We start from the raw sequence: 24,015 nt of genomic DNA, 5'->3' as shown, positions 1-24,015 counted from the left end.
CGGTGATCCCCTCCGCCCTCGACGCCATCGTCCTGGACCGCGCCGCCCGGGAACCGGACCGCCCGCTGTACGCCTTCGACGAGGTGGACCGACCCGTTTCGGCGGGTGAGTTCGCCGACCTGGCCGGCCGGGGCGCGGCGATGCTGGCCGCACTCGGGGTCGGTCGCGGTGACCGGATCGCGGTGTGGGCCGAGAACGGTCCGGGCTGGCTGGTTCTGCTGGCCGCCGCAGCGTGGCGGGGCGCCGCGCTGGTGACCCTGCATCCCGGCCTGAGTACCCCGGAGCTGACCGCGGCACTGGCCCGCAGCCGCCCGCGCCGGCTCTTCGTCGCCAACCAGGTGCGCGACCGCGACGGCCGGGCCACCGCCGTGCAGGCGGTCGCCGGGCTGCCGCCGGGCGCCCGTCCCGACGGCTGGCACGCCTTCGGCGACGACCTGGCCGGACTGCCCGGCTGGACCGACGCCGCGCCGGCCCCGGCCGCACGCCCGGACGCCACCCTGAACATCCAGTTCACCTCGGGCTCGACCGGCCCGGCCAAGATGGTCTCGCTCAGTGCCCGAAACCTGATCGCCAACGCGCGGTGGACGGCCGGCGCCGCCGGTCTCGGTGCCGGCGACCGGATCGCCTCGCCGCTGCCGCTGGCGCACGCGGCCGGTCTCGGCAGCGGTGCCGTGCTGGCCCTGCTCACCGGCGCACTGTGGGTGTCGGTACGCCGGTTCCGGTCCGGCCCGGTGCTGGCCCAGATCGCCCGGCACCGGTGCACGGTGCTCCAGGCCGTACCGACGATGGCCACCATGCTCGCCGACACCGTCGAGGCCGCACCGGACCGCTTCGACCTGTCCTCGCTGCGGGTCGGCTTCCTCGGTGGCGCGCCCTGCGCACCGGCGCTGCTCGCCCGCACCCGACGGGTGCTCGGGCTGGACCGCATCGCCGTGGTCTATGGACAGACCGAGGCCGGACCGACGATAAGCGTCGATCCCGACGACGGACGCTGTGGCAGCCCCGGCGACACGGTCGGCCGGATCGTCGCGGACCTCGAGGCCGTCGTCGTCGCCCCCGGCACCCGGACGGAGTTGCCCACCGGCAGCCCCGGTGAGCTGCTGGTGCGCGGCGAGTCGGTGACCGCTGGCTACGTCGACGACCCAGCTGCCACCCGGGCCACGATCACCTCCGACGGCTGGCTGCGCACCGGTGACCTGGGTGCGCTCAGCGCCGACCGGATCTTCACCCTCACCGGCCGGGTCAAGGAACTGATCATCCGGGGCGGCGAGAACGTCAGCCCTGCCGAGGTGGAGGCGGCCCTGCTCGACGACCCGGCCGTTGCCCAGGTGTGCGTACTCGGCGTGCCGTCGTCGCGCTGGGGCGAGGAGGTCGGCGCCGTCGTGGTCGCCGCTGCGGGTACCGAGATCGACCGTGACCGGCTCACCGGGCTGGCCGCCGCCCGGCTGGCCCGGCACAAGGTGCCGACGCTGATCCGGACGGTGCCGGGGCTGCCGCTGCTGCCGTCCGGAAAGGTCGACCGGCGTGCCGCGCTCGACCTGCTCACCGGCGAGGAGGAGCGCTGATGCAGCTCGGCTCGTGCTTTCTGGACTCGTTGACCGTCACCAGCTTCTTCGGCAACGCCGAGATGCGCGGGATCTTCAACGACCGCCAGCTCATGCAGTCCTGGCTCGACGTCGAGTCGGCCCTGGCCCGTGGTCAGGCCGGGCTCGGCCTCATCCCGTCGGCGGCGGCCCAGGCGATCACCGACGCGGCCCGGCTCGACCGACTCGACACCGCCGTGCTCGCCGCCGACGCCGCCGACACCGTGCACCCGCTGGTGCCGCTGGTCCGGGCGCTGACCGACGCCTGCTCCGGCGACGCCGGTCGGTACGTCCATCTCGGCGCCACCACCCAGGACGTGATGGACACCGGCTTCGTGCTGCGCGCCCGGGCCGGCCTGGACGTCGTTCAACGCCAGGTCGACGACCTGGTACGCATCCTGCGCCGGTTGGCCCTGCGCCACCGGGCCACCCCGATGCCGGCCCGCACCCACGGCCAGCAGGCGCTGCCGACCACGTTCGGCCTGCGCTGCGCGGTGTGGCAGAGCGAGCTGCAACGGCACCGGGCCCGGCTGGCCCAGCTGCGCGAACGACTGCTGGTAACAAGCATGGGTGGGGCCGCCGGCACGATGGCCGGGTACGGCCCACAGGCGTTCGCGCTGGAACGGGCGGTGGCCGACGAACTCGGTCTCGGAGTCGCGGACACCCCGTGGCACGCCACGTCGGACCGGTTCGCCGAGTGCCTGATGGTCCTCGGGCTGGTCGCCGCCAGCGCCGAGAAGCTGGCCCGGGAAATCTACTTCCTCGGTCGTACCGAGGTCGGCGAGGCGTACGAGCCGCAGCGGGCCACCCAGGTCGGCAGCAGCACCATGCCGCACAAACGCAACCCGATCCGGTGCGAGGCGGTGATCGCCGCCGCCGGCACGCTACGCGCCCAGGTGCCGCTGGCCCTGCAGACCATGGTCGCCCAGGACGACCGGGACATGGGCGTCGGCATGACGCTGTGGAAGCTGCTGCCGGAGTGCTTCATCCTCATCGGCGGTGCCCTGGAACGGCTGATCGAGGTCTTCGGTGACCTCGGTGTCAACCCGGACCGGATGCGGTCCAACCTGGACATCACCGGCGGGCTGGTGCTCTCCGAGGCGGTCATGCTGCGCCTGGCCGAATCGCTCGGCCGTGAGCAGGCCCACCACCTGGTGATGCGGATCGTCCGGGACAGCCTGGAGCAGAACCGGCCCTTCGCCGAGGTGCTGCGCGCCGATCCGCAGGTCGCCGCCGCCCTGCCCGGCACCGACCTGGCCAGTCTGCTCGACCCACTGTCGTACGTCGGCCACGCCGCCGCGCTCGTCGACCGAGCCCTCCTGACCTCGGAGTCAACATGACAAGTGACCACTCGGTGCTGCTGCACCGCTCGGGCCGGTTGGCCCGGGTGATCCTGCACCGTCCCTCCCGGCGCAATAGCTTCGACCTGCGCATGCTCGCCCGCTTCGAGGACGTGCTGCACGAACTCGGCCGCGACCGCACGGTCGAGGTGGTGGTGCTCACCGGCGACGGTACGGCGTTCTGCGCCGGCACAGATCTGCACGAGCTGGCCGGCCTCGACGCCGAGACCACCATGTACGTCCAGCGGCGCACCGCCGAGCTGGTGGAGCGCTGGTACCGGCTGGAACAGACCACCGTCGCCGCCTTCAACGGCCCGGCGATCGGCTCGGGTGCCGTCCTCGGGCTCGCCAGTGACCTGCGGGTGGCCGCCGACAGCGCCTACTTCACCTTTCCCGAGGTGACCTTCGGCATCCCGTTGACCTGGAGCGGCATGGCGATTCTCGCCGATCTGGTCGGCGCCGACCTGGCCAAGCGCTGGCTGCTGCTCGGCGAACGGGTCGAACCGGCCGACATGCTGGCCCTGCGCCTGGTCACGGCCGTGGTCGACGCCGACGGACTGCCGGCCGCCGTCACCGGCATCACCGACCGGCTGCTCGCCACCTCGGCGGTCGGCCGGTCGATGACCAAGCGCGCCGCCCGGCTGGCCGGTCCACGGTTCGAAGCGGTGGCCAACGACTCCTACCTCGGCGCGCTCAGCGTGGCGCTGCGCCCGCCCGGCGGCTACCTGGACGGGGGAGCACGGTGAAGGTCTTCGAGGCGATCGCCGACGCCGTCGTCGCGCACGGCGTCGACACCGTGTTCGGTCTGCTCGGCGACGCCAACATGTTCCTGGTCGCCGACCTGGTGCACCGGCACGGTGTGCGGTTCGTCGCGGCCCGCAACGAGAACGCCGCGGTGATGATGGCCGACGGGTACGCCCGCACCACCGGCCGGTGCGCGGTCGCCACCGTCACCCAGGGGCCGGGGCTGGCCGTGGCCGGGGCGGCCCTGACCATTGCCCGGCAGGCCCGCACCCCGTTGGTGCTGATCGCCGGCGACACCCCGCCCGGCGACCCGCTGCACGTGCAGCATTTCGACCAGCAGCCGTACGCGCTGGCCACCGCGGGCACCTTCGTGCCGGTCGCCGCCGCCGGCACCGCCGTACGCGATGTCGGGCTGGCGTTCCGGGCGGCCCGCGAGCTGCCCGGCCCGGTGGTGCTGAACGTGCCGATCGACCTCGCCGACGAGGCGGTGCCGGCCGGCGCGGTCGGGCCGGCGCCGGTGCCGCCCCGGGCGCCGCGACCGCTCGTGCCGGCTCCCGCCGACGTCGACGCGCTGGCCCGACGGCTGCGTACGGCGCAGCGCCCGGTGCTGCTCGCCGGCCGGGGCGCCGAGTCGGCCGCCGCCGCGATCCGGGAACTCGCCGACCGCAGCGGGGCCCTGCTCGCCACCACGCTGATGGCCGCCGGCCTGTTCCGCGGGCACCCGTACGACCTCGGGGTGGCCGGTGGGCTGTCCCGGCCGCTGACCCGGCGGGTGCTGGCCGGGGCGGACCTGGTGGTCACCTTCGGCGCCGGGCTCAACCGGTGGACCGCCGACCACGGTGCCCTCTTCCCGGATGCGGTGGTGGTCAGCGTGGACATCGACCCGGCGGCGATCGGGGCCCGCTGGCCGGTGGCCGCCGGGGTGCTCGGCGACGCGTCTGAGACGGCCCGGGCGGTGTCGGCGGTGCTGGCACCCGTGCGCCGGCCGCACTGGCGCAACGCCGACCTGCCGGCCGAGTTGGCGGCCGCCGACCCGTTCGCCGGCCTGGCCGTCGAGTCCTCGGCGGACCGGATCGACCCACGGGCGTTCATCCGGATCTGCGCCGGCCGGCTGCCGCGCGAGCGGACCACGGTGGTCGGCGTCGGTCACTTCGGCGGCTGGCCCAACCTGCTGCTCGACTCGGCCGCCACCGACCGGTCCTTCGTCGCGCCGTGGGAGTTCGGCAGCATCGGCGTCGGGCTCCCGTTCGCGGTGGGTGCCGCCGTTGGTCGTCCCGACCGGCCGGTGGTCGCCTTCGAGGGCGACGGCAGTCTGCTCACCGGGCTCGGCGAGCTGGACACCCTGGCCCGGGTCGGCGCGCCGGTGCTGCTGGTGCTGCTCGACGACGCCGCGTATGGCGCGGAGGTGCGCAAGCTCGCCCCGCGTGGGGTCGACCCGGAGCTGGCCCGGTTCCCCGAACGGGACCTCGCCGCGGTGGCCCGAGCGCTCGGGGTGCCGGCGTGGACCGTCACCGACGAGGCGGGCGCGCGGGCCGCCTTCGACGAGGTGCTGCCGCTGACCGGGCCGGCCGTGCTGCACGTGCGGGTACGCCCCGACGTGGTGCAGGAGAAGTTTTGACCGGGTCAGTCGCCCCAGACGTCGCCGAAGCCGTACCCGAGCTGCCGGGACAGTTCGTCGGCGGTCCGGCAGGCCGCCGCGGCGAGTTCCGCCACCCGTGCCTCGTCGAGCCGGAAGATCGGGCCGGACACGCTTATCGCGCCGGTGACCCGGCCGTGGCGGTCGCGGACCGGCGCGGCCACGACCCGCAGTCCCTCCTCGCTCTCCTGGTCGTTGAGGGCCCAGCCCTGCTGCCGGACGGTCGCCATCCGGGCGACGAAGGTGTCCAGGTCGGTGATCGTGTTGGCGGTCAGGGCGGTGAACGGTGCGCTGGCCAGCGTGCTGCGCAGGTGCGCGTCGTCCTGGTCGATCAGCAGGGCCTTGCCGGCGGCGCTGCACCACAGCGGGATGCGGCGGCCGAGCCGGGAGACGAGCTGCAGGTTGCGGGTGCCCTGCACGACGTGGATCGAGATCGCGTCGAGGCCCTCCAGGACCGACAGGTTGACGCTCTCGCCCTCCTCCTCGGCCAGCCGGTGCACCAGGGGGCGGGCGACGGCGTGCAGGTCGAGGCCGGCGAGGTAGCGGGCGCCGAGTTCGAAGACGGTGACCCCGAGGCGGTAGTTCCCGTTCTCCTCGTTGCGCTGCAGGAAGCCGGCGTCGGCCAGGGCGCGGAACAGCCGGCTGGCGGTCGACTTGTGCAGGCCGAGTTCGCGGCTGACGTCACTGACCTTGCGCTCGGTGTCGGTGCCGCGGAAGGCGAGCAGCACGTTGAGCGCGCGGTCCAGCGCCTGCGTGCCGGACTCGCGGGGAGCCGGTCCGTCCTCGGTGCCGGGGTCAGTGGCGTACGACATCTTGCTTCCCACCCTCTCGATTGCTAGGTTTCATAATATAACCCTAGGACCACAATATGGTCCAGTCCACCGGGATCGAGCCGGAACCAGTGAGGCATCCGCATGACTGTGAACCCGATCGACCTGGAAGTCGTCACCGAAGGTCTCATCTCGATCGTCCGGGAGATGCGACAGACGATCTTCCGTACGGCGCACTCGCCGGTGATCGCCGACGCGCAGGACTTCTCCTGCGCGCTGTTCGACCCGCAGGGTCAGATGGTCGCCCAGGGCCGGGACATGCCCGGTCACGTCATCGCCATGCCGGCCTCGGTCGCCGAGATCTTCGCCGACTTCGCCGACGAGATGCGTCCCGGTGATCTCTACATCGTCAACGACCCCTACCGTGGCGGCAGCCACCTCAACGACGTCACCCTGATCAGCCCGGTCTTCGTCGACGGGAAGCTCTTCCTCTTCCCCTGCGTACGCATGCACTGGGCGGACATCGGCGGGATGACCCCGGGCAGCGTCTCCGGCCAGGCCACCGAGATCCTCCAGGAGGGGCTGCGGATCCCGCCGATCAAGCTGATCGAGCAGGGCCGGCCCAACCGGGCCGCGTTCGACATCGTCTTCGCCAACGTGCGGATGGCCGAGGAACGCCGCGGCGACCTCGAATCCAGCATCGCCGCCTGCCACACCGCCGAACGCCGGCTGCGGGAACTCGTCGCCCGGCACGGCGTCGACCTGATCGGCGAATCCGTCGCGGCCAACATGGACCGCACCGAGCAGCGGCTGCGCGCCATGATCCGGTCCCTGCCCGACGGCACCTACCGCTACGAGGACTACCTCGACCTCTACACCGACGGCCGGTACGACGCCGCCATCGTCCGCTGTGCGCTCACCGTCGACGGCGACGAGATCGAGGCCGACTTCCGCGGCTCGTCGGGCCAGGTGGCGGCCGTGGTGAACTCCTCGCGGGCGATGACCGTGGCGGGCGTCTTCATCGCGGTCAAGTCGGCACTGGACCCCGGTGGCCTGGTCAACCACGGCGCGTTCCGGCCGCTGCGGGTGCTCACCGAACCCGGCACCGTCGTGCACGTCAGCTACCCGGCACCGGCCAACGCGCACAGCGAGGTCCGCAAGCGGGTCATCTCGGCCGTGATGGCCGCCCTCAGCCAGGTGGCACCCGACCTCATCGCCGCCGACCAGTTCGGCACCACCTTCCAGAACCTCATCGGCGGCGTCGACGAGCACACCGGGCGGCCCTACCTCTACTACGACTACCCGGCCGGTGGCAACGGCGGATTCCTCGAATCCGACGGGCCCAGCGCGATGAACCCGGTCGACCTCGGCGACATCTCCACCATCCAGTCCGTCGAACGGCTGGAGACCGAGATCCCGATTCTCATCGAGGCGTGCGAGCTGCGGACCGGCTCGTGCGGCGACGGGGTCCGTCGCGGCGGGCTCGGCAGCCGCCGGGAAACCCGCCTGCTGGCCAGCGGTGGCGCCTACTCGGTGCAGACCGACCGGACCACCGTCCCGCCATACGGGCTGCGCAACGGCGGGCCCGGCGCACCGACGGTGACCCACATCCGGCGCGCGGACGGCGAGCGGGTCGACTTCGCCACCCCCGGCAAGGTCGCCGGCTTCCCGATGCGCGCCGGTGACGTACTGGTCATGGAGTCGGCTGGCGGTGGCGGCTGGGGCGACCCGCTGGAACGGCTGCCCGAGGACGTCGCCGAGGACGTCGCCCAGGAGTACCTGACCGTTGCCGAGGCCCGGCGGCGCTACGGCGTCGAACTCGACCCGGCCGGCGACGTCGACGTCGCTGCGACCGCCGCCAACCGGCAACGGTTGCGCGACGAGCGGCGCTGGCTGCGGACCACCGTCACCGCCAACCCGGCCTACACCGGGCAGCGGGGGCGGCGACGTCTGGCGTACGTCGCCGCCGACAGCGACCTCGCCGAGGACACCCTCGTCGAGGTGCACGGCGCACACCCGGCCCCGCTGCGGGCCTGGATCCGGCACGACGCGGCACTGGCCGCTGACGAACTCGCCCTCGACGACGACGGGCTGCAGATTCTCGGCACCGCCCCGCACGACCGTAGCTACGTGCGGGTGCTCGCCGGGGAAGGATGGTCATGAGCAAGGTCTTCCGGGTGCCGCTGCCGCCGGCCCGGGGCGGCGCCACCACCGCCGCACGGGCACCACAGCCGACCGCCACCCCGCCGCGCTGCGGCATCGTCGCCGGCTGCCTCAGCCCACACCCACCACACCTGATCTACGCCGAGAACCCGCCGCAGAACGAGCCGCGCTCCACCGGCGGCTGGGAGACGCTGCGCTGGGCGTACGAGCGGCTACGGACCCGCATCCGTGAGGTGCACAAACCGGACGTGCTCATCGTGCACGCCCCGCACTGGATCACGATGGTCGGCCACCACGTCAACTGCGTGCCGAACCCGCGTGGCATCTCCGTCGAGCCGATCTTCCCGCACCTGTTCCGCTACCGCTACGACTTCCGTACCGACGTCGAACTCGGTGAGGCGATCGCCGACGAGGCCGCCGGACTCGGACTTGTCACCCGCACGCTGCGCGACCCCCGGGTACGCGTCGACTACGCCACCATCGGCGCGCTGCACCTGGCGAACCCGGCCTGGGACATCCCGGTGGTCTCGCTGTCGGCCAACAACAACCCGTACTTCTACTCCGACGCGTCGCTGGAGGAGATGGAGGTGCTCGGCGAGGCCACCCGGCGGGCGGTCGAGGCCACCGGCCGGCGGGCCGTCCTGCTCGCCTCCAACTCGCTGTCGCACCTGCACTGGCACGAGGAACCGGAGCTGCCCGAGGACATGGAACGGGAACACCCGTACAACAACCACCAGTACCGGTGGGACATGAAACTGCTGGAGGCGATCCGGCGCGGCCCCACCGCACCGCTGCGCGAACTCATCCCCGAACACATCGAGGCGACCGCCTCGGAGACCAAGGCCGGCAGCCTCACCTGGATGCTCGCCGCGATGGGCTGGCCCAAGGTCGGCGGTGACGTGCTCGGCTACGGCACCATCATCGGCACCGGCAACGCGGTGGTGGAGTGGCTGCCCGAGGGGAGCCACCATGGCTGACCGAACCGGAATTCTCGCCGGGGCGCTGCTACCCGGCATGCCCCATCTGCTCGCCGACCAACCGGCACCGAGCTGGTCGGCGCTCGCCGACGCGGCCCGGGACGTCGGCGCCCGGCTGCGGCGCCTCGAACCCGACGTGGTGCTGCTGCTGTCGACGCAGTGGTTCACCGTCCTCGGTCACCAGTTCCAGTGCGACCCCAACCCACGCGGCCAGCACGTCGACGAGAACTGGTACGCCTACGACTACGGCCTGCTCGACTACGACCTGCGGTTCGACGTCGACTTCACCGAACGGTGGGCCGCGCGGGTGCAGGCCGGGGGAATGCAGGCCCGGCGGACCCGCTACGACGGGTTCCCGATCGACACCGGCACCATCGTCACCTCCGCCCTGCTCGACCCGGAGCGGAAACTGCGCTGGGCACAGGTCTCCTGCAACCTCTACGCCGACGCCGAGACCCTCGCCGACGTGGGTCGGGCCGGTGCCGCCGCCGCCCGCGACGCCGGCCTGCGCGCCGCGGTCGTCGTGGTGACCGGGATGTCCTCGGGACTCATCCAGCAGTGGATCGACCCCGGCCAGGACCGCATCGGCGCACCCGGCCACGAGCAGTGGAACACCCGGATCCTCGACCTGCTCACCGCCGGCAAGGTCGACGAGGTCCTCGCCGTCCGTGAGGAATTCGCCCGGCAGGCGCAGGCCGACAGCCAGTTCCGGGCACTCGCCTTCGCCGCCGGTGCCGAAGCGGCCACCGGTCCGGCACATCTGCACGCCTACGGCCCGATCTGGGGCACCGGCGGCGCCGTCGTGTCCTGGAACCTGCCAGACCACCACTAGAGGAGAGAGCATGCGCAACAGTGCCGTGGGCTTCGTCGAGGCCGAAGGTTTCACCCCCATCTTCGACGCCGTCGACGCGATGGTGAAGGCCACCGAGGTCGAGGTGACCAAGGTGGTCCGGCTCGGCGGCGGGATCGTCGCCGTCGCCGTCCGCGGTGACCTCGCGACCGTCGAGGAAGCCGTCGACATCGGCGAGGAGACCGCCCGGGCCAAGAGCCGCTCGGTGCGTTCGATCGTCTTCGCCAGCCCCTGCGACGCCGTCAGCGCGCTGGCGGCCGACCCCCAACTCGTCGGAAACTGACCCACCGGTAAGGAGAACCAGACATGTCCTCCGACATCGCGATCGGAATCGTCGAGACCCGAGGCGTCGTGGCCCTCTCGGCCGGCATCGAAGCCATGATCAAAACCGCGGACGTACGGTGCGTCGGCGTCGAACGGGTCACCAGCGGCTACCTGGCCGTCGCCGTACGCGGCACGCTCGCCGCCGTACGGCAGGCCGTCGCCGCCGGCGAGGCCGCCATCCGCGCCCACGGCGAGCTGCGCAGCTCGCAGGTCTATCCCAAGCCGCACCCGAACACCGCAGCGCTGCTCGACAACCCGGAAACCGCCCGGATCCGTGAGGTCATGGCCGCCCTGCCCGGAGCGAGCTGATGGTCCTCGGTGAGGTCGTCGGCAAGGTGTGGGCGGACCGGATCCTGCCGTCGTTGCAGGGCCGGCGGCTCGTCCTGATCCGGGTCCGGCCGGACGGCCCCGACCTGGTGGCGGTCGACCCGCTGAACGTCGGCGTCGGCACCACCGTGCTTGTCGTCACCGACGAGGCCGCCGCCGCGGTGGCCGGCGAGCCCACCGTGGACGCCGCTGTCGTAGCCCTGGTCGCCGAGAGCGGGGCCGACGAGGCCGCCGACACCGCGTCCATCACCGCCTGACCGAAAGGTACGCCTGATGACCGACGGGCTCTGGTCCCCCAGCCTGCTCGCCGGCCGGCCGGCCGGCGAGCCGACCGTGCTGCCGAACTTCGTCAACGGCGAGTTCGACACCTCCGGCCCGCACTTCACGAAGGTCTCCCCGGTCACCGGAGACACCATCCGGTACGTCGCCGAGGCCGACGAGTCCACCGTGGACGCCGCCGTCGCGGCGGCCCGGTCGGCGCTCCGTGGGCCGTGGGGCCGGATGGGGGAGCGCGAGCGCGCCGCGGTGTTGTACCGGGTCGCCGACGAGCTGGAGCGTCGGTTCGCCGACCTGGTGGCGGCGGAGGTCGGTGACACTGGCAAGTCGATCGCGCAGGCCCGGACCCTGGACATCCCACGCGGCGCGGCGAACTTCCGGGCCTTCGCGGAGATCGTCTCGACCGCGCCGACGGAGTCGTTCACGACGGTGACACCGAGCGGCGGACGGGCGCTGAACTACGCGGTGCGTAAGCCGGTCGGCGTGGTGGCGGTGATCGTGCCGTGGAACCTGCCGCTGCTGCTGTTGACGTGGAAGGTCGCGCCGGCGCTGGCCTGCGGCAACGCGGTGGTGGTGAAGCCGTCGGAGGAGACGCCGTCGTCGGCGACGTTGCTGGCGGAGGTGATGGCGGCCGCCGGGGTGCCCGACGGCGTGTTCAACGTCGTGCACGGGTTCGGGCCGGGTTCGGCGGGGGAGTTCCTGACCCGGCATCCGGGGGTGGACGCGATCACGTTCACGGGCGAGTCGGCGACCGGCGCAGCGATCATGCGGGCGGCGGCCGACGGGGTCAAGGCGGTCTCGTTCGAACTGGGCGGCAAGAACGCCGGTCTGGTCTTCGCGGACGCGGACCTCGACGCCGCGGTCGCCGGCTCAGTGCGGTCGTCGTTCACCAACGGTGGTCAGGTGTGCCTGTGCACGGAACGGCTGTTCGTGCAGCGGCCGGTGTTCGACGAGTTCGTGACCCGCCTGGCGGAGCGGGCCGACGAGTTGGCGTACGGCTGGCCTGCCGACGAGGCGACGGTGACCATGCCGCTGATCTCCCACCAGCACCGGGACAAGGTGCTGGGCTACTACGACCTGGCCCGCGCGGAGGGCGCCACGGTGCTCGCGGGCGGCGGTGTCCCCGGGTTCGGCGATGCCCGCGACGGCGGCGCGTACGTCCAACCGACCGTGCTGACCGGCCTGAAGCCCGACGCCCGGGTCAACCGGGAGGAGGTCTTCGGCCCGCTCTGCCACGTGGCACCGTTCGAGGACGAGGACGAGGCGTTCGCGCTGGCTAACGACAGCGAGTACGGCCTGGCCGGCACCGTGTGGACGCGGGACGTCGGCCGGGCGCACCGGGCCGGTGCGCGGATGGACGCCGGGATCGTGTGGGTGAACACCTGGTTCCTGCGGGATCTGCGCACGCCGTTCGGTGGCGTGAAGGCCTCCGGCGTCGGCCGTGAGGGTGGCGTCCACTCGCTGAACTTCTACTCGGAACTGACGAATGTCTGTGTGGATCTGTCATGACTGATGTCGCCCGGGCCGCGACCCTGCTGCGCACCGCGTACGAGACCGGGAAACCCGTGCCGCCGCTGCGCGGCGAGGTGCTGCCGACCGGGGCCGTCGACGCGGCGTACCAGGTGCAGCGGGCGCAGGTCGTCGCGTGGGAGGCGGCCGGCCGCCGCCGGATCGGCGCGAAGGTCGGCCTGACGTCCGCGGCGGTGCAGCAGGCGTTCGGCGTCTTCCAGCCGGACTTCGGGGTGTTGTTCGCCGACATGGCCGTCCCGGACGGCGCCGAGATCGACCGCGGTCGGCTGCTGCAACCTCGGGTGGAGGCCGAGGTCGCGTTCGTGCTGGGTGCCGACCTGCCGTTCGAACGGGTGACGGTCGCCGACGTGATCCGGGCGACCGACCACGTGCTGCCGGCGATCGAGGTCGTGGACTCCAGGATCGCGGGCTGGGACATCTCGATCGTGGACACCGTCGCCGACAACGCCTCGTCGGGCCTGTTCGTCCTCGGTGACCAGCCCCGGAGGCTGTCGGACGTGGACCTGCGGCTGGCCGGGATGGTGCTCGAACACGCGGGCGAGCCGGTGTCGGTGGGGGCCGGCGCTGCCTGCCTCGGCAATCCCGTGCACGCGGTGGCCTGGTTGGCGCAGACGCTGGCCGTCGCGGGCGCGCCGCTGGTCGCCGGCGACGTGGTGCTCTCCGGGGCGCTCGGGCCGATGGTGCCGGTCACCGCCGGCGCGGCCTACGAGGCACGGATTTCCGGCCTGGGCTCGGTCCGGGCCTGCTTCGAGGTGGGGGAGACGGCATGACCACGGGCGTGGCGGTGATCGGGTCGGGCAACATCGGCACCGACTTGATGATCAAGGTGTTGCGGTTGTCGGAGTCGTTGCGGATGGTGGCGATGGTCGGGGTCGACCCGAACTCCGACGGCCTGGCCAGGGCCCGCCGGCTCGGGGTGGCCACGACCGCCGACGGGATCGACGGGCTGCTGGCGATGCCGGAGTTCGCCGACGTGCGGCTGGTGTTCGACGCGACGTCGGCCGGGGCGCACCACCGGCACGCCGCGCTGTTGCGTGAGCACGGCCGGCTGGTGGTGGACCTGACCCCGGCCGCCGTCGGCCCGTACGTGGTGCCGCCGGTGAATCTGAACGAGCATCTGGACGAGCCGAACGTGAACATGGTGACCTGTGGCGGTCAGGCCACCGTCCCCGTCGTCGCGGCGGTCGGCCGGGTGACGCCGGTGCGATACGCGGAGATCGTGGCGTCGATCGCGTCCCGGTCGGCCGGTCCGGGAACGCGGGCGAACATCGACGAGTTCACCGAGACGACGGCACGGGCGATCGAGGTGGTCGGCGGTGCCCACCGCGGCAAGGCCATCATCGTGTTGAATCCGGCGGAGCCGCCGATGATCATGCGGGACACGGTCTACTGCCTGTGCCCGGACCGGGACGTCGACCGGGCGGCTGTCGCGGCGTCGGTCGAGGCGATGGTGGCCACCGTCGCCGGCTACGTGCCCGGCTACCGGCTGAAGCAGCGGGTGCAGTTCGACGAGGTCGACGCGTACGTGCCCGCGTTGGGTGCCCGGTTCACCGGGGTACAGGTGTCGGTGTTCCTGGAGGTGTCCGGGGCCGGGCACTACCTGCCCGCGTACGCCGGAAACCTCGACATCATGACCTCGGCCGCGCTGCGCACCGCCGAGCGGATGGTGGCGTCCCGCGTCGGACGGGAGGTGTCCGCGTGAGCGGGCTGTACATCCAGGACGTGACCTTGCGCGACGGCATGCACGCCGTCCGGCACCAGTTCACCGTCGACCAGGTCCGGACGATCGCCGCGGCCCTCGACGCGGCCGGTGTCGCGGCGATTGAGGTCGCGCACGGCGACGGCCTGGCCGGATCGAGCGTGAACTACGGGCACGGTGCCGCCTCCGACGCGGACTGGATCGCCGCGGCGGCGCAGACGGTCAGCACCGCGAAACTGACCACCCTGCTGTTGCCCGGCATCGGCACCATCGCCGACCTGAAGGCCGCACGTGACCTGGGGGTGACGAGCGTACGGATCGCCACGCACTGCACCGAGGCGGACATCTCCGCCCAGCACATCGGGTGGGCGCGCGACAACGGCATGGACGTGTCCGGGTTCCTGATGATGGCGCACATGACCGACCCGACGGCACTCGCGCAGCAGGCGAAGCTGATGGAGTCGTACGGCGCCCACTGCGTCTACGTCACCGACTCCGGTGGCCGGCTGCTCACCCGGGACGTCGCCGAGCGGGTCGACGCGTACCGGCAGCTCCTCGACCCGGGCACGCAGATCGGTATCCACGCGCATCACAACCTGTCCCTCGGCGTGGCGAACAGCGTCGCCGCGGTCGAGCACGGCACCACCCGGGTGGACGCGTCCCTGGCCGGACATGGCGCGGGTGCCGGAAACGCGCCGCTGGAGGTGTTCGTCGCCGTGGCCGACCTGCACGGCTGGGACCACGGCTGTGACGTGTTCGCGCTGATGGACGCCGCCGACGACCTGATCCGGCCGGTGCAGGACCGGCCGGTCCGGGTCGACCGGGAAACGCTCACCCTCGGCTACGCCGGGGTCTACTCCAGCTTTCTCCGGCACGCCGAACGGGCGTCGCACCGCTACGGGGTCGACGTCCGCTCGATCCTCGTCGAACTGGGTCGCCGCGGCATGGTCGGCGGGCAGGAAGACATGATCGTCGACGTCGCCCTCGACCTGGCGACCGCCACCACCGGCACCGAGGGAGATTGATGAGCATCGTCGACCAGTTCGCCGTACGCCTCGACGGCGCGGCGACCAGCCGCACCCCAGTCCCATCGTTCGGTGCCGAGACCGGGCTGGACGTGACCACCGCTTACCGCGTGCAGCAGGCGGTGGTCGACCGCAGGCTGTCCCGTGGTGAACGTCCCGTCGGGTTGAAGCTGGGGCTGACCAGCCGGGCCAAGATGACGCAGATGGGCGTCGACGAGGTCATCTGGGGCCGGCTCACCGACGCCATGCGGATCCCGGACGGCGGCACCATCAGGCTCGGCGACCACATCCATCCGAAGGCCGAACCTGAGGTCGCCTTCCTCGTCGAGGGCGGTGCCATCACGGCGGTCGCCCCGGCGATCGAAGTCATCGACTCCCGGTACGTCGACTTCCGCTTCACGCTGCCCGAGGTCATCGCCGACAACACCTCGGCCAGTGGCTTCGTGCTCGGCGCCTGGCAGCTGATGCCGGACGGGATCGACAACCTCGGCGTGCTGCTGGAGGTCGACGGGCGGGTGGTCCAGGTCGGCTCGACGGCCGCCATCCTCGGCGATCCACGGCGAGCGCTGTCCGACGCGGTCCGTCTCGCCGACGCCAGCGGTGTGGACCTGGCCGACAACTCGGTCCTGCTCGCCGGCGCGGCGACGGCCGCCGTACCGCTGCGGGCCGGATCGTACGTGCGGGTCACCGTCGAGCGGCTCGGCACGGCGTCGCTGCGGGTCGGGTCGTGACCGGCGGCAGCGAGGCGGCCGGGCGCCACCACGGAGTCGTGCCGGGCAAGGCCACGCCACGCGGCCGGTTCCCGCATGTCAAGCTCGCCGGTGAGCTGATCTTCGTCTCGGGTACGTCGAGCCGCCGACCGGACAACACGATCGTCGGCGCGGCGGTGGACGCGATGGGCGTCACCGATCTCGACATCCGCGCCCAGACCCGCGCCGTTCTCGACAACATCCGCGACATCCTGCACTCGGTCGGAGCGGACCTCACCGACCTCGTCCAGATCACCACGTACCTGGTCGACATGAACGACTTCGGTGGCTACAACGAGGTCTACGCCGAGTACTTCGACGAGACCGGCCCCACCCGCACCACCGTCGCCGTACACCAGTTGCCGCACCCGCACCTGCTCATCGAGATCCAGGCGATCGGCCGGCGTCGGTCCTGACCGCTGCCGGTCGGCAGCTTGCTCCAGGGAAGTCGACAGCATCATCCTAGGATGGCGTAGCGGTTGTGGGTGGCGTCACGCCGGGTGGCGCAGAGGCGGGCACCTGCGCGAAGTTGGGCCGGGGCACGGCAGGGGGCGTCCGTGACGGCCGCGAGGGGCGGTGGCGCGGCCCCGGGCCGAGGCACCAAGCTGATCTCCAGGCGGTAGCGGAGGAGCGCGGATGACGTCACGACCCGGGGTACAGCGGGCGCTCATCGCTGCCGTCCAGGTGCTCAGCCTGGCGGTGTGGTTCTCGGCCTCCGCCGTGGTGCCGGCGCTACGCGAGTCGTGGCAGATCGGCGCCGCCGCCTCGGTGTGGCTGACCGCGTCCGTGCAACTCGGCTTCGTGGCCGGTGCCGTGGCGTCGACCGTGCTGAACCTGGCCGACCGGGTCAGACCACACCTGCTGATGGCCGGCAGCGCGACGCTCGCCGCCGCCTGCACCGGCGTCTTCGCCCTCACCGTCGACGGGTTGGCCGGAGCCATCCCGCTGCGCTTCCTCACCGGTGTCTTCCTGGCCGGGGTGTACCCGGTCGGCATGAAGCTGACCGGGTCCTGGGCGCCGCCGGCCCGCCGCGGGCTCGCGTTCGGCGTCATGATCGGCGCGCTGACCCTCGGCTCGGCGCTGCCGCACCTGATCGGCGGGCTGGGCGACCTGCCGTGGCGCGGCGTGATGGGCACCGCGGCCGGCTTCGCGCTGCTCGGCGCGGTGCTGGCCGCGACCCTGGTGCGGGAAGGTCCGCAGTTCGCCCCGGGCACGTCGCCGCGTCCGTACCCCCGGTACGCCCTGGCGATGTTCGGCCAACGTGGTCCCCGGCTGGTGAACCTGGGCTACTTCGGACACATGTGGGAGCTGTACGCGTTGTGGACCTGGCTGCCCAGCTTCCTCATCGCCGGCACGGCGGCCCGGACCCGTGGCGACGACGCGAACGTCAGCCTGCTCGCGTTCCTGGCCATCGGGATCGCCGGGGTCGCCGGATGCCTCGCCGGCGGCTGGGCCGCCGACCGGTTCGGGCGACCCCGGGCCGCGTTCACCGCCCTGGTGGTCAGTGGCGCCTGCTGCCTGGCCTCACCGTTGTTCTTCGCCGCGCCGCCCGCCGCCGTCGTACTGCTGGGTGTGGTGTGGGGTGCCGCGGTGATCGCGGACTCCGGCGTCTTCTCGACCGCTCTGAGTGAGGTCGCCGACAAGCGGTACGTCGGCACCGCGCTCACCGCGCAGACGGCCATCGGGTTCGCCCTTACCGTGGTCACCATCCAACTCGTTCCCGTCCTGGCCGACGCGGTCGGCTGGCGGTGGGCGTTCCTGCTGCTCGCCCCGGGCCCGGCCGTCGGCGCGCTCGCGATGCGCGCGTTCGGCCGCCAACCCACCCCCGCCTGAGCGAGTCGCTCACTCCCACCGGCCGGCGGGATGATCAGTGGTCAGACCAGGATGCCGACGTCGCCATCGGTGAGTACCTGCCGGTAGCTGTAGTGCCCGTCCTCGACGTAGCTGCGCAGGATCCCGGCGAGATAGCGCATTCCGGCAATCGGTACGAATCAGAGTTCGGCTGAGGTCGTTGTGCGCAGAATGACCGGGTGAGCGCTCCACCGCAGCTGCGCCGGTCCCGTTGGCTCCGGCCGGTCATGCCCGGTTCCCGGGTCACCCGGTTGGAGCTGTTCTTCGACCTGATCTTCGTCTTCGCGTTTCTCAACGTGGCCGGCCTGGTGTCCGTCGAGGTGACCACGCAGGCGGTGCTGTCCGGCGTGGTCGTGTTGGCGCTGCTCTGGTTCTGCTGGACGACGTTCGCCACCCTGGGCAACCTGGTCCGCGCCGACTACGGATTGCTGCCCCTGCTCGGCTTCGGCGTCATGGCCGCCGCTTTCGTGCTGGCCATCGCCATCCCGCAGGCGTTCGTCAACCAACCGGACGACCTGACCGGTCCGGTGGTGTTCGCCGGCGCCTACCTGGTCCTGCGCGGCCTGACCCTGGTCACGTTCCTGTACGCGCTGAGCGCCGCCGCCCGTAACCGCAGGCAACTCGTGGTGATCAGCCTTCCGGCGTTGGTGGCGGCGGTGCTTGTCGGCCTGGCGGCCTCCGCGAGCCGCTGGGCGCCGGCCGATGCCGTTCTCGACGTGCGTCTCGCGCTCTGGGCGGCCGCTCTGCTGGTCGAGTACTCGGTCGGTCTGTTCCTGCCGTACGCCCGCTGGGCCGTCGCCTCGGCCGGGCACTGGGCGGAGCGGCACTCGCTGATCGTCATCATCGCCCTCGGGGAGGCGGTCATCTCGCTCGGTCTCGGCCCGGGCCGGTTCGACCGACTCACCCTGACCGTGCCGGTGATCACCGGGTCCGTGCTCGGTATCGCGTTGCTGGCGACCCTGTGGTGGCTGCACTTCGACACCCTGCTGCCGAGCGTCGAGCAGGCGATGCACGGCACCCGGGGTCCGGAGCGGATCGCCCTGGCCCGCGACGTCTTCTCCTACCTGCACTTCGTGACCATCGTCGCGATCGTCGGGACCGCCCTCGGGCTGAAGCTCGTCCTCGAAGTCGTGGCCATGCGCGAGACCGAACCGCTGCCCTGGCCGGCCGTGTCCGTCCTGTACGGAAGTGTCGCCCTCTATCTGCTGATGGGGGTGGCCGTCGCGGCGCGTACGTTCCGGCGGCTGCGCTCCACCGCCCTGGCCGCGGCGGTCGTCGTCAGCCTGCTGGCGGTGCCGGCGGCCGCGCTGACCCCCCTCGTGGCGCTGGCCGTGCTGGTGGCGGTCTGCGGTGTCCTCGTGGTGATCCAGCGATACAGCGCCGCTGACGCGCGGGCGCGGATCAAGGCGTCGGTCCACGCGGAGGAACGGGTGATCGAGGAGGCTACCAGTGAGTGGCGCCGCCAACATCTCTGATCGGTCGTCACCCCGTCCACAGTCGCGCCACGAGGCTGGTCAGCTGCGGCCCCAGGGCGTGGTCGGTTGCAGGACGGCTTCCTGTAGGGCGACCGTTCGCAGCCTGGTGACCTGCTGGTACCCCGGGTCGACGGCCATGTTCGCGTCCTTTCTGCGAGGGTGGCGACATCAGACCACAGACCCCGGTGACGGGGGTAGCACCGGACGACCCGGGCGGAGGGCGGCAGCGGCTCAGGGTCATCCGGTGGCGGGTGCGGCGGGCCGGGTGGAAGCTCCTGGTTGCGGAGGGCGGACCGTGATGTCCTGGGTCACCGAGGCGACCCGGAGGCCGTTCTCGGCGAACCGGTCGAGCACTCGCCGGGTGACCTCGTCCTTGACCTGTCGGGCGGCGCGTACCGGCACCACGAACCGGGCGGACAGTTCTATCCAGTTCGGGGTGGCCCGGATGAAGACCCGAGGATCCACCTCGGCCTCGGCGACCGGGTAGCGGTGGCGCATCTGCTCGATGGCGTGCTGGGCGTCGGCGGTGGCGGAGATGTTCTGCGCTTCCTCACACAGGATGCGTTCGGCCAGATGCCAGTCCGCCTCGTAGGGGACCGGCAGGGTCAGTTCCTCCCACAGATGGTCCAGCACCGTGCTGCTGTTGAACACCGGCGCGGTGAACACGAACCGGTTCGACAGTGACACCACTCGCCCCGTGTACTGGCGGCCACGGATCCAGGACTCCGGATCGGACGAGGACCCGCTTTCCAGGATCCGGGTCCGTAGCGGGGTGATGTCCAGGACGTCGCCGCGTACGCCGCACATCTGGATGCGGTCGCCGACCCGGAACTGCCGACCGGTGAGGATGCTCACCCAGCCGGCGAAGGCGCCGAGGACCTCCTGCAGGGCCAGCGCGAGGCCGGCGGCGAGCAGGCCGACGACCACACCGATGCGACCGGCGAACGGCCGCCACAGCAGGGCCAGGGCGAACAGCAGCGCCACCACGGTCAGGTAGTGCACCGCCTTGCGGAGGTAGTAGCGGTTGGTGGTTTCCTGCACCTTGATCGTGGCCAGCCGGCCGGCCAGGATGGCGACGACGAGAGCCAGCAGGGCCAGCACCACACTGGTCACGAGGCGACCGTTCACGCTGCTCGTGTCCCACAGTACTTCCAGGAACCGCGCCATGGTGCTGCCCATCGTTCTCGGCGGCCGACCGGTGGTGTCCGTCGCGTCTTCACCTTAGGCAGTCACCGCCGGGGGAATCCCGGATTGCGCGACACACCATCCGGGCCGGTGGAGCCCGAGCCCGGCAGCGCGCTCAGCGGGTGGTGCCGATGTGGGGTGCGGGCCCGCCGTGCGGAGGGCAGGTCGGTCCCGGGTGTGCTGCGACCTCAATCGCCGTGGTCGGCCCCCTCGTGGGTCTCGGCCTCCTCGGGTTCGACGATCGGCGGTGGCGGCGGCACGGGAGTCAGGGCCGCGGCGACCGGTGCCGGGCCGGTGATCCGCTGCCCGTTGCCGAAGTCGAAGGTGATGCTGGCGTTCTGCCCCGAACGCAGCGACTCGTCGAGGTCGAGGAGCTGAAAGTACCGGCCGGCCTGCGCGTTGAACCGGACGAAACTCAGCGGGGGAAGGTCGATCCGGGCCGGCCCGGTCCGCGGATCCGGCGCGGCGCCATCCGGCGATCCGCCGGGGGCGGGGGAGGCGTCCGTCGCGGCTGGGCTGGCGATGGTGGGACTGGGCGCAGCGGGCGGGTCCGACCGGGGAGGGACGGGCCGGACAGCATCGACGATGACGACGTCCCGGGCGTCCTGCGTGGTGACGGTCACCGTGACCGCATCCTTCGAGTCGTTGTAGATGACGGCGCTGAGCAGCGCGTCCGCTCCGGCGCGGTAGCCGTCAGCGCCGGGAAACTCGATGAGCAGACCGCGAACGGCGTACTCGCCGTTGTCGGTCATCAGGTTGACGCCCTGGATCGAGGGCTCCTTCTCGGCCGTCTCCGCGACCTGACCCGCGCCGCAGCCGGCGAGCAGTGACACGGCAAGTGCCGCGCCCGGCAGCGACACCCGCCGGAGCGCTCGGGCCAGTCGCGTCACGGTGCCTCCTCGTGTGTTTCGCACGCCGTATCCGGAGCGCGTCAGGGGCGCTCCCAGAAGTCAGGACCGATGGGCTCGCGATAGTCGGAGCTGGCGACGAAGAAGCCCTCGTCGTCGACCTCGATGGGCAGCTGTGGCAGCGGCCGGCTGGCGGGCCCGAAGACGGGTCGCGCGTTGTCGGTGATCAGGAACTGGGACTGGTGGCACGGGCAGAGCAACCGGTTGGTCTGTTGCTCATAGAGGCTGGCGGGGCAGCCGGCGTGGGTGCAGATCTTGGAGTACGCGATGAAGTCACCCCACATCCAGTCCTGCTTGCCGGCCCGACGGTTGTTCTCCCGCGCGGCGAGGGCGTCCTCGGCGCGCAACCGGATGAGCAGCGTGACCGAGTCGGCGTACTGGTTGCTGACACCGTGCGGGATGCCCGGGAACACGGTGACCTGGCCGCCGGGCAGCAACTCCAGCGGCCGGACGGGCCGCCGGTCCTCCCGGACGAGCCGGATCCTGGTGACGGCGCCGTTGTCGTCGGCCGGGGCGAAGCCGGTGCGGAACAGTTCCCGATTGTCGTGCGGATCCTTGATGAGGCCGCCGACCAGGGGGGCGGCGACGACCGCCCCGACCGGGACCAGGCCCGCGAGCAGGGACACCCCGAGCAGGGGACGCCGTTTCACACCGAGCTCGTCGGCCATGTACAGCATGGTCTGGCCGGTGATGCGCCGATCGTCGGCGGGTACCGGCCCTTCGTGCCGGTCCTGGATCGACACCTCCTTCGGCAGCAACCGCTTGCCCCAGACCAGGACGCCGAAACCCAGCGTGAGCAGCGCGACGCCGAGGGCCAGACCCAGCAGCGGGGTGTAGTACTCCTCGATGTCACCGACCAGCCGATAGCGCCACGGCCACCAGATGTAGACGACGAGAAAGGCGGTGGCGGACAGCCCGGCGACCAGGAAGAGAGCCGTCACGGTGCGGACCACCCGCCGTTCGGCCTTGGAACCGGCGGTGACCTGCGGCTCGTAGTGGACGATCTCGATGTCGTCGCGGCGAGCGCCCTCGCGAACCACCTCGAAGCGGGTCACGCTGGGGTCGTGGACGTCCGTCGGCCCGCGGCCGGATCCTCGGGGGCCGGTGGTCACGACTTGCCCGCGATCCACAGGCTCGCGAAGACGAGCGCCACGATGCCGACCAGGAAGATCGCCAAGCCCTCGGTGGACGGGCCGTAGCGGCCGAGGTTGAACCCGCCCGGGTCGGGACCCTCCTGCACGACCTGCTGGATGTAGGCGATGATGTCGGCCTTCTGCTCCGGGGTCAGCTGACTGTCGCCGAACACCGGCATGTTCTGCGGGCCGCTGAGCATCGCCGCGTAGATCGTCCGATCCGACGCCGGGTACAGGCTCGGCGCGAACTTGCCGGAGGACAGGGCGCCTCCGCCGCCGCCGAAGGCGTGGCACTGCGAGCAGTTGATCCGGAACAGTTCCCCGCCCCGGGCCAGATCGGCGTCGGCCAACCGCTGCTCGATGGTGTCGGGCACCACCGGGCCTCCGCCGATCTCCTGGATGTAGGCCGCCAGTTGACGGATCTCCTCGTCGCTGTACTGCGGTGGCTTGCGTAACGCCTGCGCCTCCTGCCGCGCCAGCGGCATCCGCCCGGTACCGACCTGGAACTCGACCGACGCCGCGCCCACCCCCACGAGGCTGGGTCCGCGCCCCTCGACTCCACCGGCGCTGCGCCCGTGACAGGTGATGCAACCGACGTTGAACAGCGCCGCACCCTCCGCGGCGGCGCCACTGAATCGTGGCTCCTCCTGCGCCCGCGCCGCGGGCGCGAAGACCGCGTACACCCCGCCGGCCAGCACCAGCGCGGTCAGCAACCGCACGACGGCCCCGACCCGCCGACGGGTGCCGCCCGTCGCACACCCGGCGATGCGGCGGTACGGCGTTCGTCGGCGGGGTCGGCCGCCACGATCAGCTGCCACGCCGTCTCCTCCTGCTCGAGGTGAGGGCCGGGAACCGATCACTGGGCGAGCGGAACCGGCCTTTCCGCAGACTATGGAGTCGGCAGCGGCCGTACGCCCGGTTCGGGGCATTTGGTCGTCCCGGAGGCAGGATCGTCAATCCCACGGTGGCGAGTCGTGGCCACGATCGCCCCGGTGCCCGTCGGCCGGGAGTCAGTAGCGGTCGTCGAGGATCTTCTTCATCTGATCGATCTCCTCCTGCTGTGACCGGACGATCTGGTCACACAGCCGGATGATCTCGGGGTCGGTGATGTGGGACTCCTGGCACACGAGGATGGCCCGGGAGTGGTGGGGGATCATGGACTTGAGGAACGCCTCGTTGCCCACGAACGGCTCCGTACGCACGGCCGCGAATCCGCCCACGAAGAGCACGCCCAGCGCGATGTAGAGGGTGATGTTGAGGCGTCGGGCGGCGAACATCTGGTGCATGACGCCCATCATGATGAGCCCCATGGCGGCCACCATGATCAGCGACATGTAGAAGTTGCTCAGATTCAGGTAGAAGTCCGACCAGTCGCGGATCTGGGACAAGGTCAGGACGAACATGACCGCCAGGCTGATCGCCAGGACCAGCCCGAACCGTAGGTAGTTCTGCTTCATTTCCCCTCCGCCA

General features: G+C 71.7%; 24 protein-coding genes. 18 read left to right on the top strand and 6 right to left on the bottom strand.

Annotation, left to right across the window (positions count from 1 at the left end; translation table 11 throughout):
- Window positions 1-2 precede the first annotated feature (2 nt).
- The 4 genes from O7605_RS28185 to O7605_RS28170 are packed head-to-tail and all read left to right on the top strand — an operon-like array spanning window position 3 to window position 5,285.
- Entirely contained in the window at window positions 3-1,565 is a 1,563-nt protein-coding gene (locus O7605_RS28185; protein WP_269741992.1) for a class I adenylate-forming enzyme family protein, read from the top strand.
- Window positions 1,565-2,923: an adenylosuccinate lyase gene (gene purB / locus O7605_RS28180; RefSeq protein ID WP_269741991.1), complete on the top strand. Its 1,359-nt coding sequence runs from the start codon at window positions 1,565-1,567 to the stop codon at window positions 2,921-2,923. The genes O7605_RS28185 and purB overlap by 1 nt, the downstream gene beginning before the upstream one ends.
- Window positions 2,920-3,669 carry an enoyl-CoA hydratase/isomerase family protein gene (locus tag O7605_RS28175; protein ID WP_269741990.1) on the top strand — a complete coding sequence of 250 codons (750 nt, stop codon included), beginning with the start codon at window positions 2,920-2,922 and terminating at the stop codon, window positions 3,667-3,669. Before purB ends, O7605_RS28175 begins: the two co-directional genes overlap by 4 nt.
- Window positions 3,666-5,285 (top strand): thiamine pyrophosphate-binding protein, encoded by a 1,620-nt coding sequence (locus O7605_RS28170; protein WP_269741989.1) that lies wholly within the window; start codon window positions 3,666-3,668, stop codon window positions 5,283-5,285. Before O7605_RS28175 ends, O7605_RS28170 begins: the two co-directional genes overlap by 4 nt.
- Window positions 5,286-5,290: 5 nt before the next feature.
- On the opposite strand, the gene O7605_RS28165 is transcribed toward O7605_RS28170, so the two are convergent.
- Window positions 5,291-6,115 carry an IclR family transcriptional regulator gene (locus O7605_RS28165; protein ID WP_269741988.1) on the bottom strand — a complete coding sequence of 275 codons (825 nt, stop codon included), beginning with the start codon at window positions 6,113-6,115 and terminating at the stop codon, window positions 5,291-5,293.
- A gap of 102 nt (window positions 6,116-6,217) precedes the next feature.
- Here O7605_RS28165 and O7605_RS28160 point away from each other — a divergent pair, with 102 nt between their 5' ends.
- From O7605_RS28160 to O7605_RS28095, 14 genes are all read left to right on the top strand, one after another.
- The gene (locus tag O7605_RS28160) at window positions 6,218-8,236 is read left to right on the top strand and encodes a hydantoinase B/oxoprolinase family protein (RefSeq protein ID WP_269741987.1); all 2,019 of its coding nucleotides are present in this window, start codon (window positions 6,218-6,220) and stop codon (window positions 8,234-8,236) included.
- A complete protein-coding gene (locus tag O7605_RS28155; RefSeq protein WP_269741986.1) occupies window positions 8,233-9,213 on the top strand; it encodes a tRNA U-34 5-methylaminomethyl-2-thiouridine biosynthesis protein in 981 nt (326 codons plus the stop codon). Before O7605_RS28160 ends, O7605_RS28155 begins: the two co-directional genes overlap by 4 nt.
- Window positions 9,206-10,045, top strand: a complete 840-nt coding sequence (locus O7605_RS28150) for a 2-amino-5-chlorophenol 1,6-dioxygenase subunit alpha (RefSeq protein ID WP_269741985.1) — start codon at window positions 9,206-9,208, stop codon at window positions 10,043-10,045. Before O7605_RS28155 ends, O7605_RS28150 begins: the two co-directional genes overlap by 8 nt.
- Before the next feature lie 10 nt (window positions 10,046-10,055).
- Window positions 10,056-10,346: a BMC domain-containing protein gene (locus tag O7605_RS28145; RefSeq protein WP_269741984.1), complete on the top strand. Its 291-nt coding sequence runs from the start codon at window positions 10,056-10,058 to the stop codon at window positions 10,344-10,346.
- 23 nt (window positions 10,347-10,369) lie between these two features.
- Window positions 10,370-10,696, top strand: a complete 327-nt coding sequence (locus O7605_RS28140; RefSeq protein WP_269741983.1) for a BMC domain-containing protein — start codon at window positions 10,370-10,372, stop codon at window positions 10,694-10,696.
- A complete protein-coding gene (locus tag O7605_RS28135) occupies window positions 10,696-10,971 on the top strand; it encodes a EutN/CcmL family microcompartment protein (RefSeq protein WP_269741982.1) in 276 nt (91 codons plus the stop codon). Before O7605_RS28140 ends, O7605_RS28135 begins: the two co-directional genes overlap by 1 nt.
- Before the next feature lie 16 nt (window positions 10,972-10,987).
- Window positions 10,988-12,499, top strand: coding sequence for a 2-hydroxymuconic semialdehyde dehydrogenase (locus O7605_RS28130; RefSeq protein ID WP_269741981.1), 1,512 nt, complete (start codon window positions 10,988-10,990; stop codon window positions 12,497-12,499).
- Window positions 12,496-13,290: a 2-keto-4-pentenoate hydratase gene (locus O7605_RS28125; RefSeq protein WP_269741980.1), complete on the top strand. Its 795-nt coding sequence runs from the start codon at window positions 12,496-12,498 to the stop codon at window positions 13,288-13,290. The genes O7605_RS28130 and O7605_RS28125 overlap by 4 nt, the downstream gene beginning before the upstream one ends.
- The gene (locus O7605_RS28120; protein WP_269741979.1) at window positions 13,287-14,222 is read left to right on the top strand and encodes an acetaldehyde dehydrogenase (acetylating); all 936 of its coding nucleotides are present in this window, start codon (window positions 13,287-13,289) and stop codon (window positions 14,220-14,222) included. Before O7605_RS28125 ends, O7605_RS28120 begins: the two co-directional genes overlap by 4 nt.
- On the top strand, window positions 14,219-15,244 hold the full coding sequence (gene dmpG / locus O7605_RS28115) for a 4-hydroxy-2-oxovalerate aldolase (protein WP_269741978.1): 1,026 nt from the start codon (window positions 14,219-14,221) through the stop codon (window positions 15,242-15,244). Before O7605_RS28120 ends, dmpG begins: the two co-directional genes overlap by 4 nt.
- The gene (locus O7605_RS28110) at window positions 15,244-15,975 is read left to right on the top strand and encodes a 2-keto-4-pentenoate hydratase (protein ID WP_269741977.1); all 732 of its coding nucleotides are present in this window, start codon (window positions 15,244-15,246) and stop codon (window positions 15,973-15,975) included. The genes dmpG and O7605_RS28110 overlap by 1 nt, the downstream gene beginning before the upstream one ends.
- Window positions 15,972-16,409 carry a RidA family protein gene (locus tag O7605_RS28105; RefSeq protein ID WP_269741976.1) on the top strand — a complete coding sequence of 146 codons (438 nt, stop codon included), beginning with the start codon at window positions 15,972-15,974 and terminating at the stop codon, window positions 16,407-16,409. Before O7605_RS28110 ends, O7605_RS28105 begins: the two co-directional genes overlap by 4 nt.
- A 220-nt stretch (window positions 16,410-16,629) precedes the next feature.
- Window positions 16,630-17,826, top strand: a complete 1,197-nt coding sequence (locus tag O7605_RS28100; protein ID WP_269741975.1) for an MFS transporter — start codon at window positions 16,630-16,632, stop codon at window positions 17,824-17,826.
- 197 nt (window positions 17,827-18,023) lie between these two features.
- Window positions 18,024-19,319: a low temperature requirement protein A gene (locus O7605_RS28095; RefSeq protein ID WP_269741974.1), complete on the top strand. Its 1,296-nt coding sequence runs from the start codon at window positions 18,024-18,026 to the stop codon at window positions 19,317-19,319.
- 237 nt (window positions 19,320-19,556) lie between these two features.
- Here O7605_RS28095 and O7605_RS28090 read toward each other — a convergent pair whose 3' ends face one another.
- The 5 genes from O7605_RS28090 to O7605_RS28070 all read right to left on the bottom strand — a co-directional run bounded on the left by O7605_RS28090 (window position 19,557) and on the right by O7605_RS28070 (window position 24,002).
- Window positions 19,557-20,432, bottom strand: coding sequence for a mechanosensitive ion channel domain-containing protein (locus tag O7605_RS28090; RefSeq protein ID WP_269741973.1), 876 nt, complete (start codon window positions 20,430-20,432; stop codon window positions 19,557-19,559).
- Window positions 20,433-20,692: 260 nt separating this feature from the next.
- Window positions 20,693-21,394, bottom strand: a complete 702-nt coding sequence (locus O7605_RS28085) for a hypothetical protein (protein WP_269741972.1) — start codon at window positions 21,392-21,394, stop codon at window positions 20,693-20,695.
- 41 nt (window positions 21,395-21,435) lie between these two features.
- A complete protein-coding gene (gene qcrA, locus O7605_RS28080) occupies window positions 21,436-22,524 on the bottom strand; it encodes a cytochrome bc1 complex Rieske iron-sulfur subunit (RefSeq protein ID WP_269741970.1) in 1,089 nt (362 codons plus the stop codon).
- The gene (gene qcrC / locus O7605_RS28075) at window positions 22,521-23,363 is read right to left on the bottom strand and encodes a cytochrome bc1 complex diheme cytochrome c subunit (protein WP_443083972.1); all 843 of its coding nucleotides are present in this window, start codon (window positions 23,361-23,363) and stop codon (window positions 22,521-22,523) included. Before qcrC ends, qcrA begins: the two co-directional genes overlap by 4 nt.
- 192 nt (window positions 23,364-23,555) lie before the next feature.
- Window positions 23,556-24,002, bottom strand: coding sequence for a DUF305 domain-containing protein (locus tag O7605_RS28070; RefSeq protein WP_269741969.1), 447 nt, complete (start codon window positions 24,000-24,002; stop codon window positions 23,556-23,558).
- Window positions 24,003-24,015 lie beyond the last annotated feature (13 nt).

Source organism: Verrucosispora sp. WMMA2121 (assembly GCF_027460185.1).
In the GTDB taxonomy this organism is placed as follows: Bacteria; Actinomycetota; Actinomycetes; order Mycobacteriales; family Micromonosporaceae; genus Micromonospora; species Micromonospora palythoicola.
The sequence above is the reverse complement of the archived record's forward strand: the minus strand, read 5'-3'. Positions and strand labels throughout refer to the sequence as shown.

Bases quoted from the DNA above. Each gene is read 5' to 3' on its own strand.
- O7605_RS28140 (WP_269741983.1), top strand. From the start codon at position 10,370: ATGTCCTCCGACATCGCGATCGGAATCGTCGAGACCCGAGGCGTCGTG.
- O7605_RS28125 (WP_269741980.1), top strand. From the start codon at position 12,496: ATGACTGATGTCGCCCGGGCCGCGACCCTGCTGCGCACCGCGTACGAG.
- O7605_RS28070 (WP_269741969.1), bottom strand. From the start codon at position 24,002: ATGAAGCAGAACTACCTACGGTTCGGGCTGGTCCTGGCGATCAGCCTG.
- O7605_RS28100 (WP_269741975.1), top strand. From the start codon at position 16,630: ATGACGTCACGACCCGGGGTACAGCGGGCGCTCATCGCTGCCGTCCAG.
- O7605_RS28145 (WP_269741984.1), top strand. From the start codon at position 10,056: ATGCGCAACAGTGCCGTGGGCTTCGTCGAGGCCGAAGGTTTCACCCCC.
- O7605_RS28150 (WP_269741985.1), top strand. From the start codon at position 9,206: ATGGCTGACCGAACCGGAATTCTCGCCGGGGCGCTGCTACCCGGCATG.
- O7605_RS28175 (WP_269741990.1), top strand. From the start codon at position 2,920: ATGACAAGTGACCACTCGGTGCTGCTGCACCGCTCGGGCCGGTTGGCC.
- purB (WP_269741991.1), top strand. From the start codon at position 1,565: ATGCAGCTCGGCTCGTGCTTTCTGGACTCGTTGACCGTCACCAGCTTC.
- O7605_RS28155 (WP_269741986.1), top strand. From the start codon at position 8,233: ATGAGCAAGGTCTTCCGGGTGCCGCTGCCGCCGGCCCGGGGCGGCGCC.
- O7605_RS28130 (WP_269741981.1), top strand. From the start codon at position 10,988: ATGACCGACGGGCTCTGGTCCCCCAGCCTGCTCGCCGGCCGGCCGGCC.
- O7605_RS28165 (WP_269741988.1), bottom strand. From the start codon at position 6,115: ATGTCGTACGCCACTGACCCCGGCACCGAGGACGGACCGGCTCCCCGC.
- O7605_RS28135 (WP_269741982.1), top strand. From the start codon at position 10,696: ATGGTCCTCGGTGAGGTCGTCGGCAAGGTGTGGGCGGACCGGATCCTG.
- O7605_RS28160 (WP_269741987.1), top strand. From the start codon at position 6,218: ATGACTGTGAACCCGATCGACCTGGAAGTCGTCACCGAAGGTCTCATC.
- O7605_RS28110 (WP_269741977.1), top strand. From the start codon at position 15,244: ATGAGCATCGTCGACCAGTTCGCCGTACGCCTCGACGGCGCGGCGACC.
- O7605_RS28120 (WP_269741979.1), top strand. From the start codon at position 13,287: ATGACCACGGGCGTGGCGGTGATCGGGTCGGGCAACATCGGCACCGAC.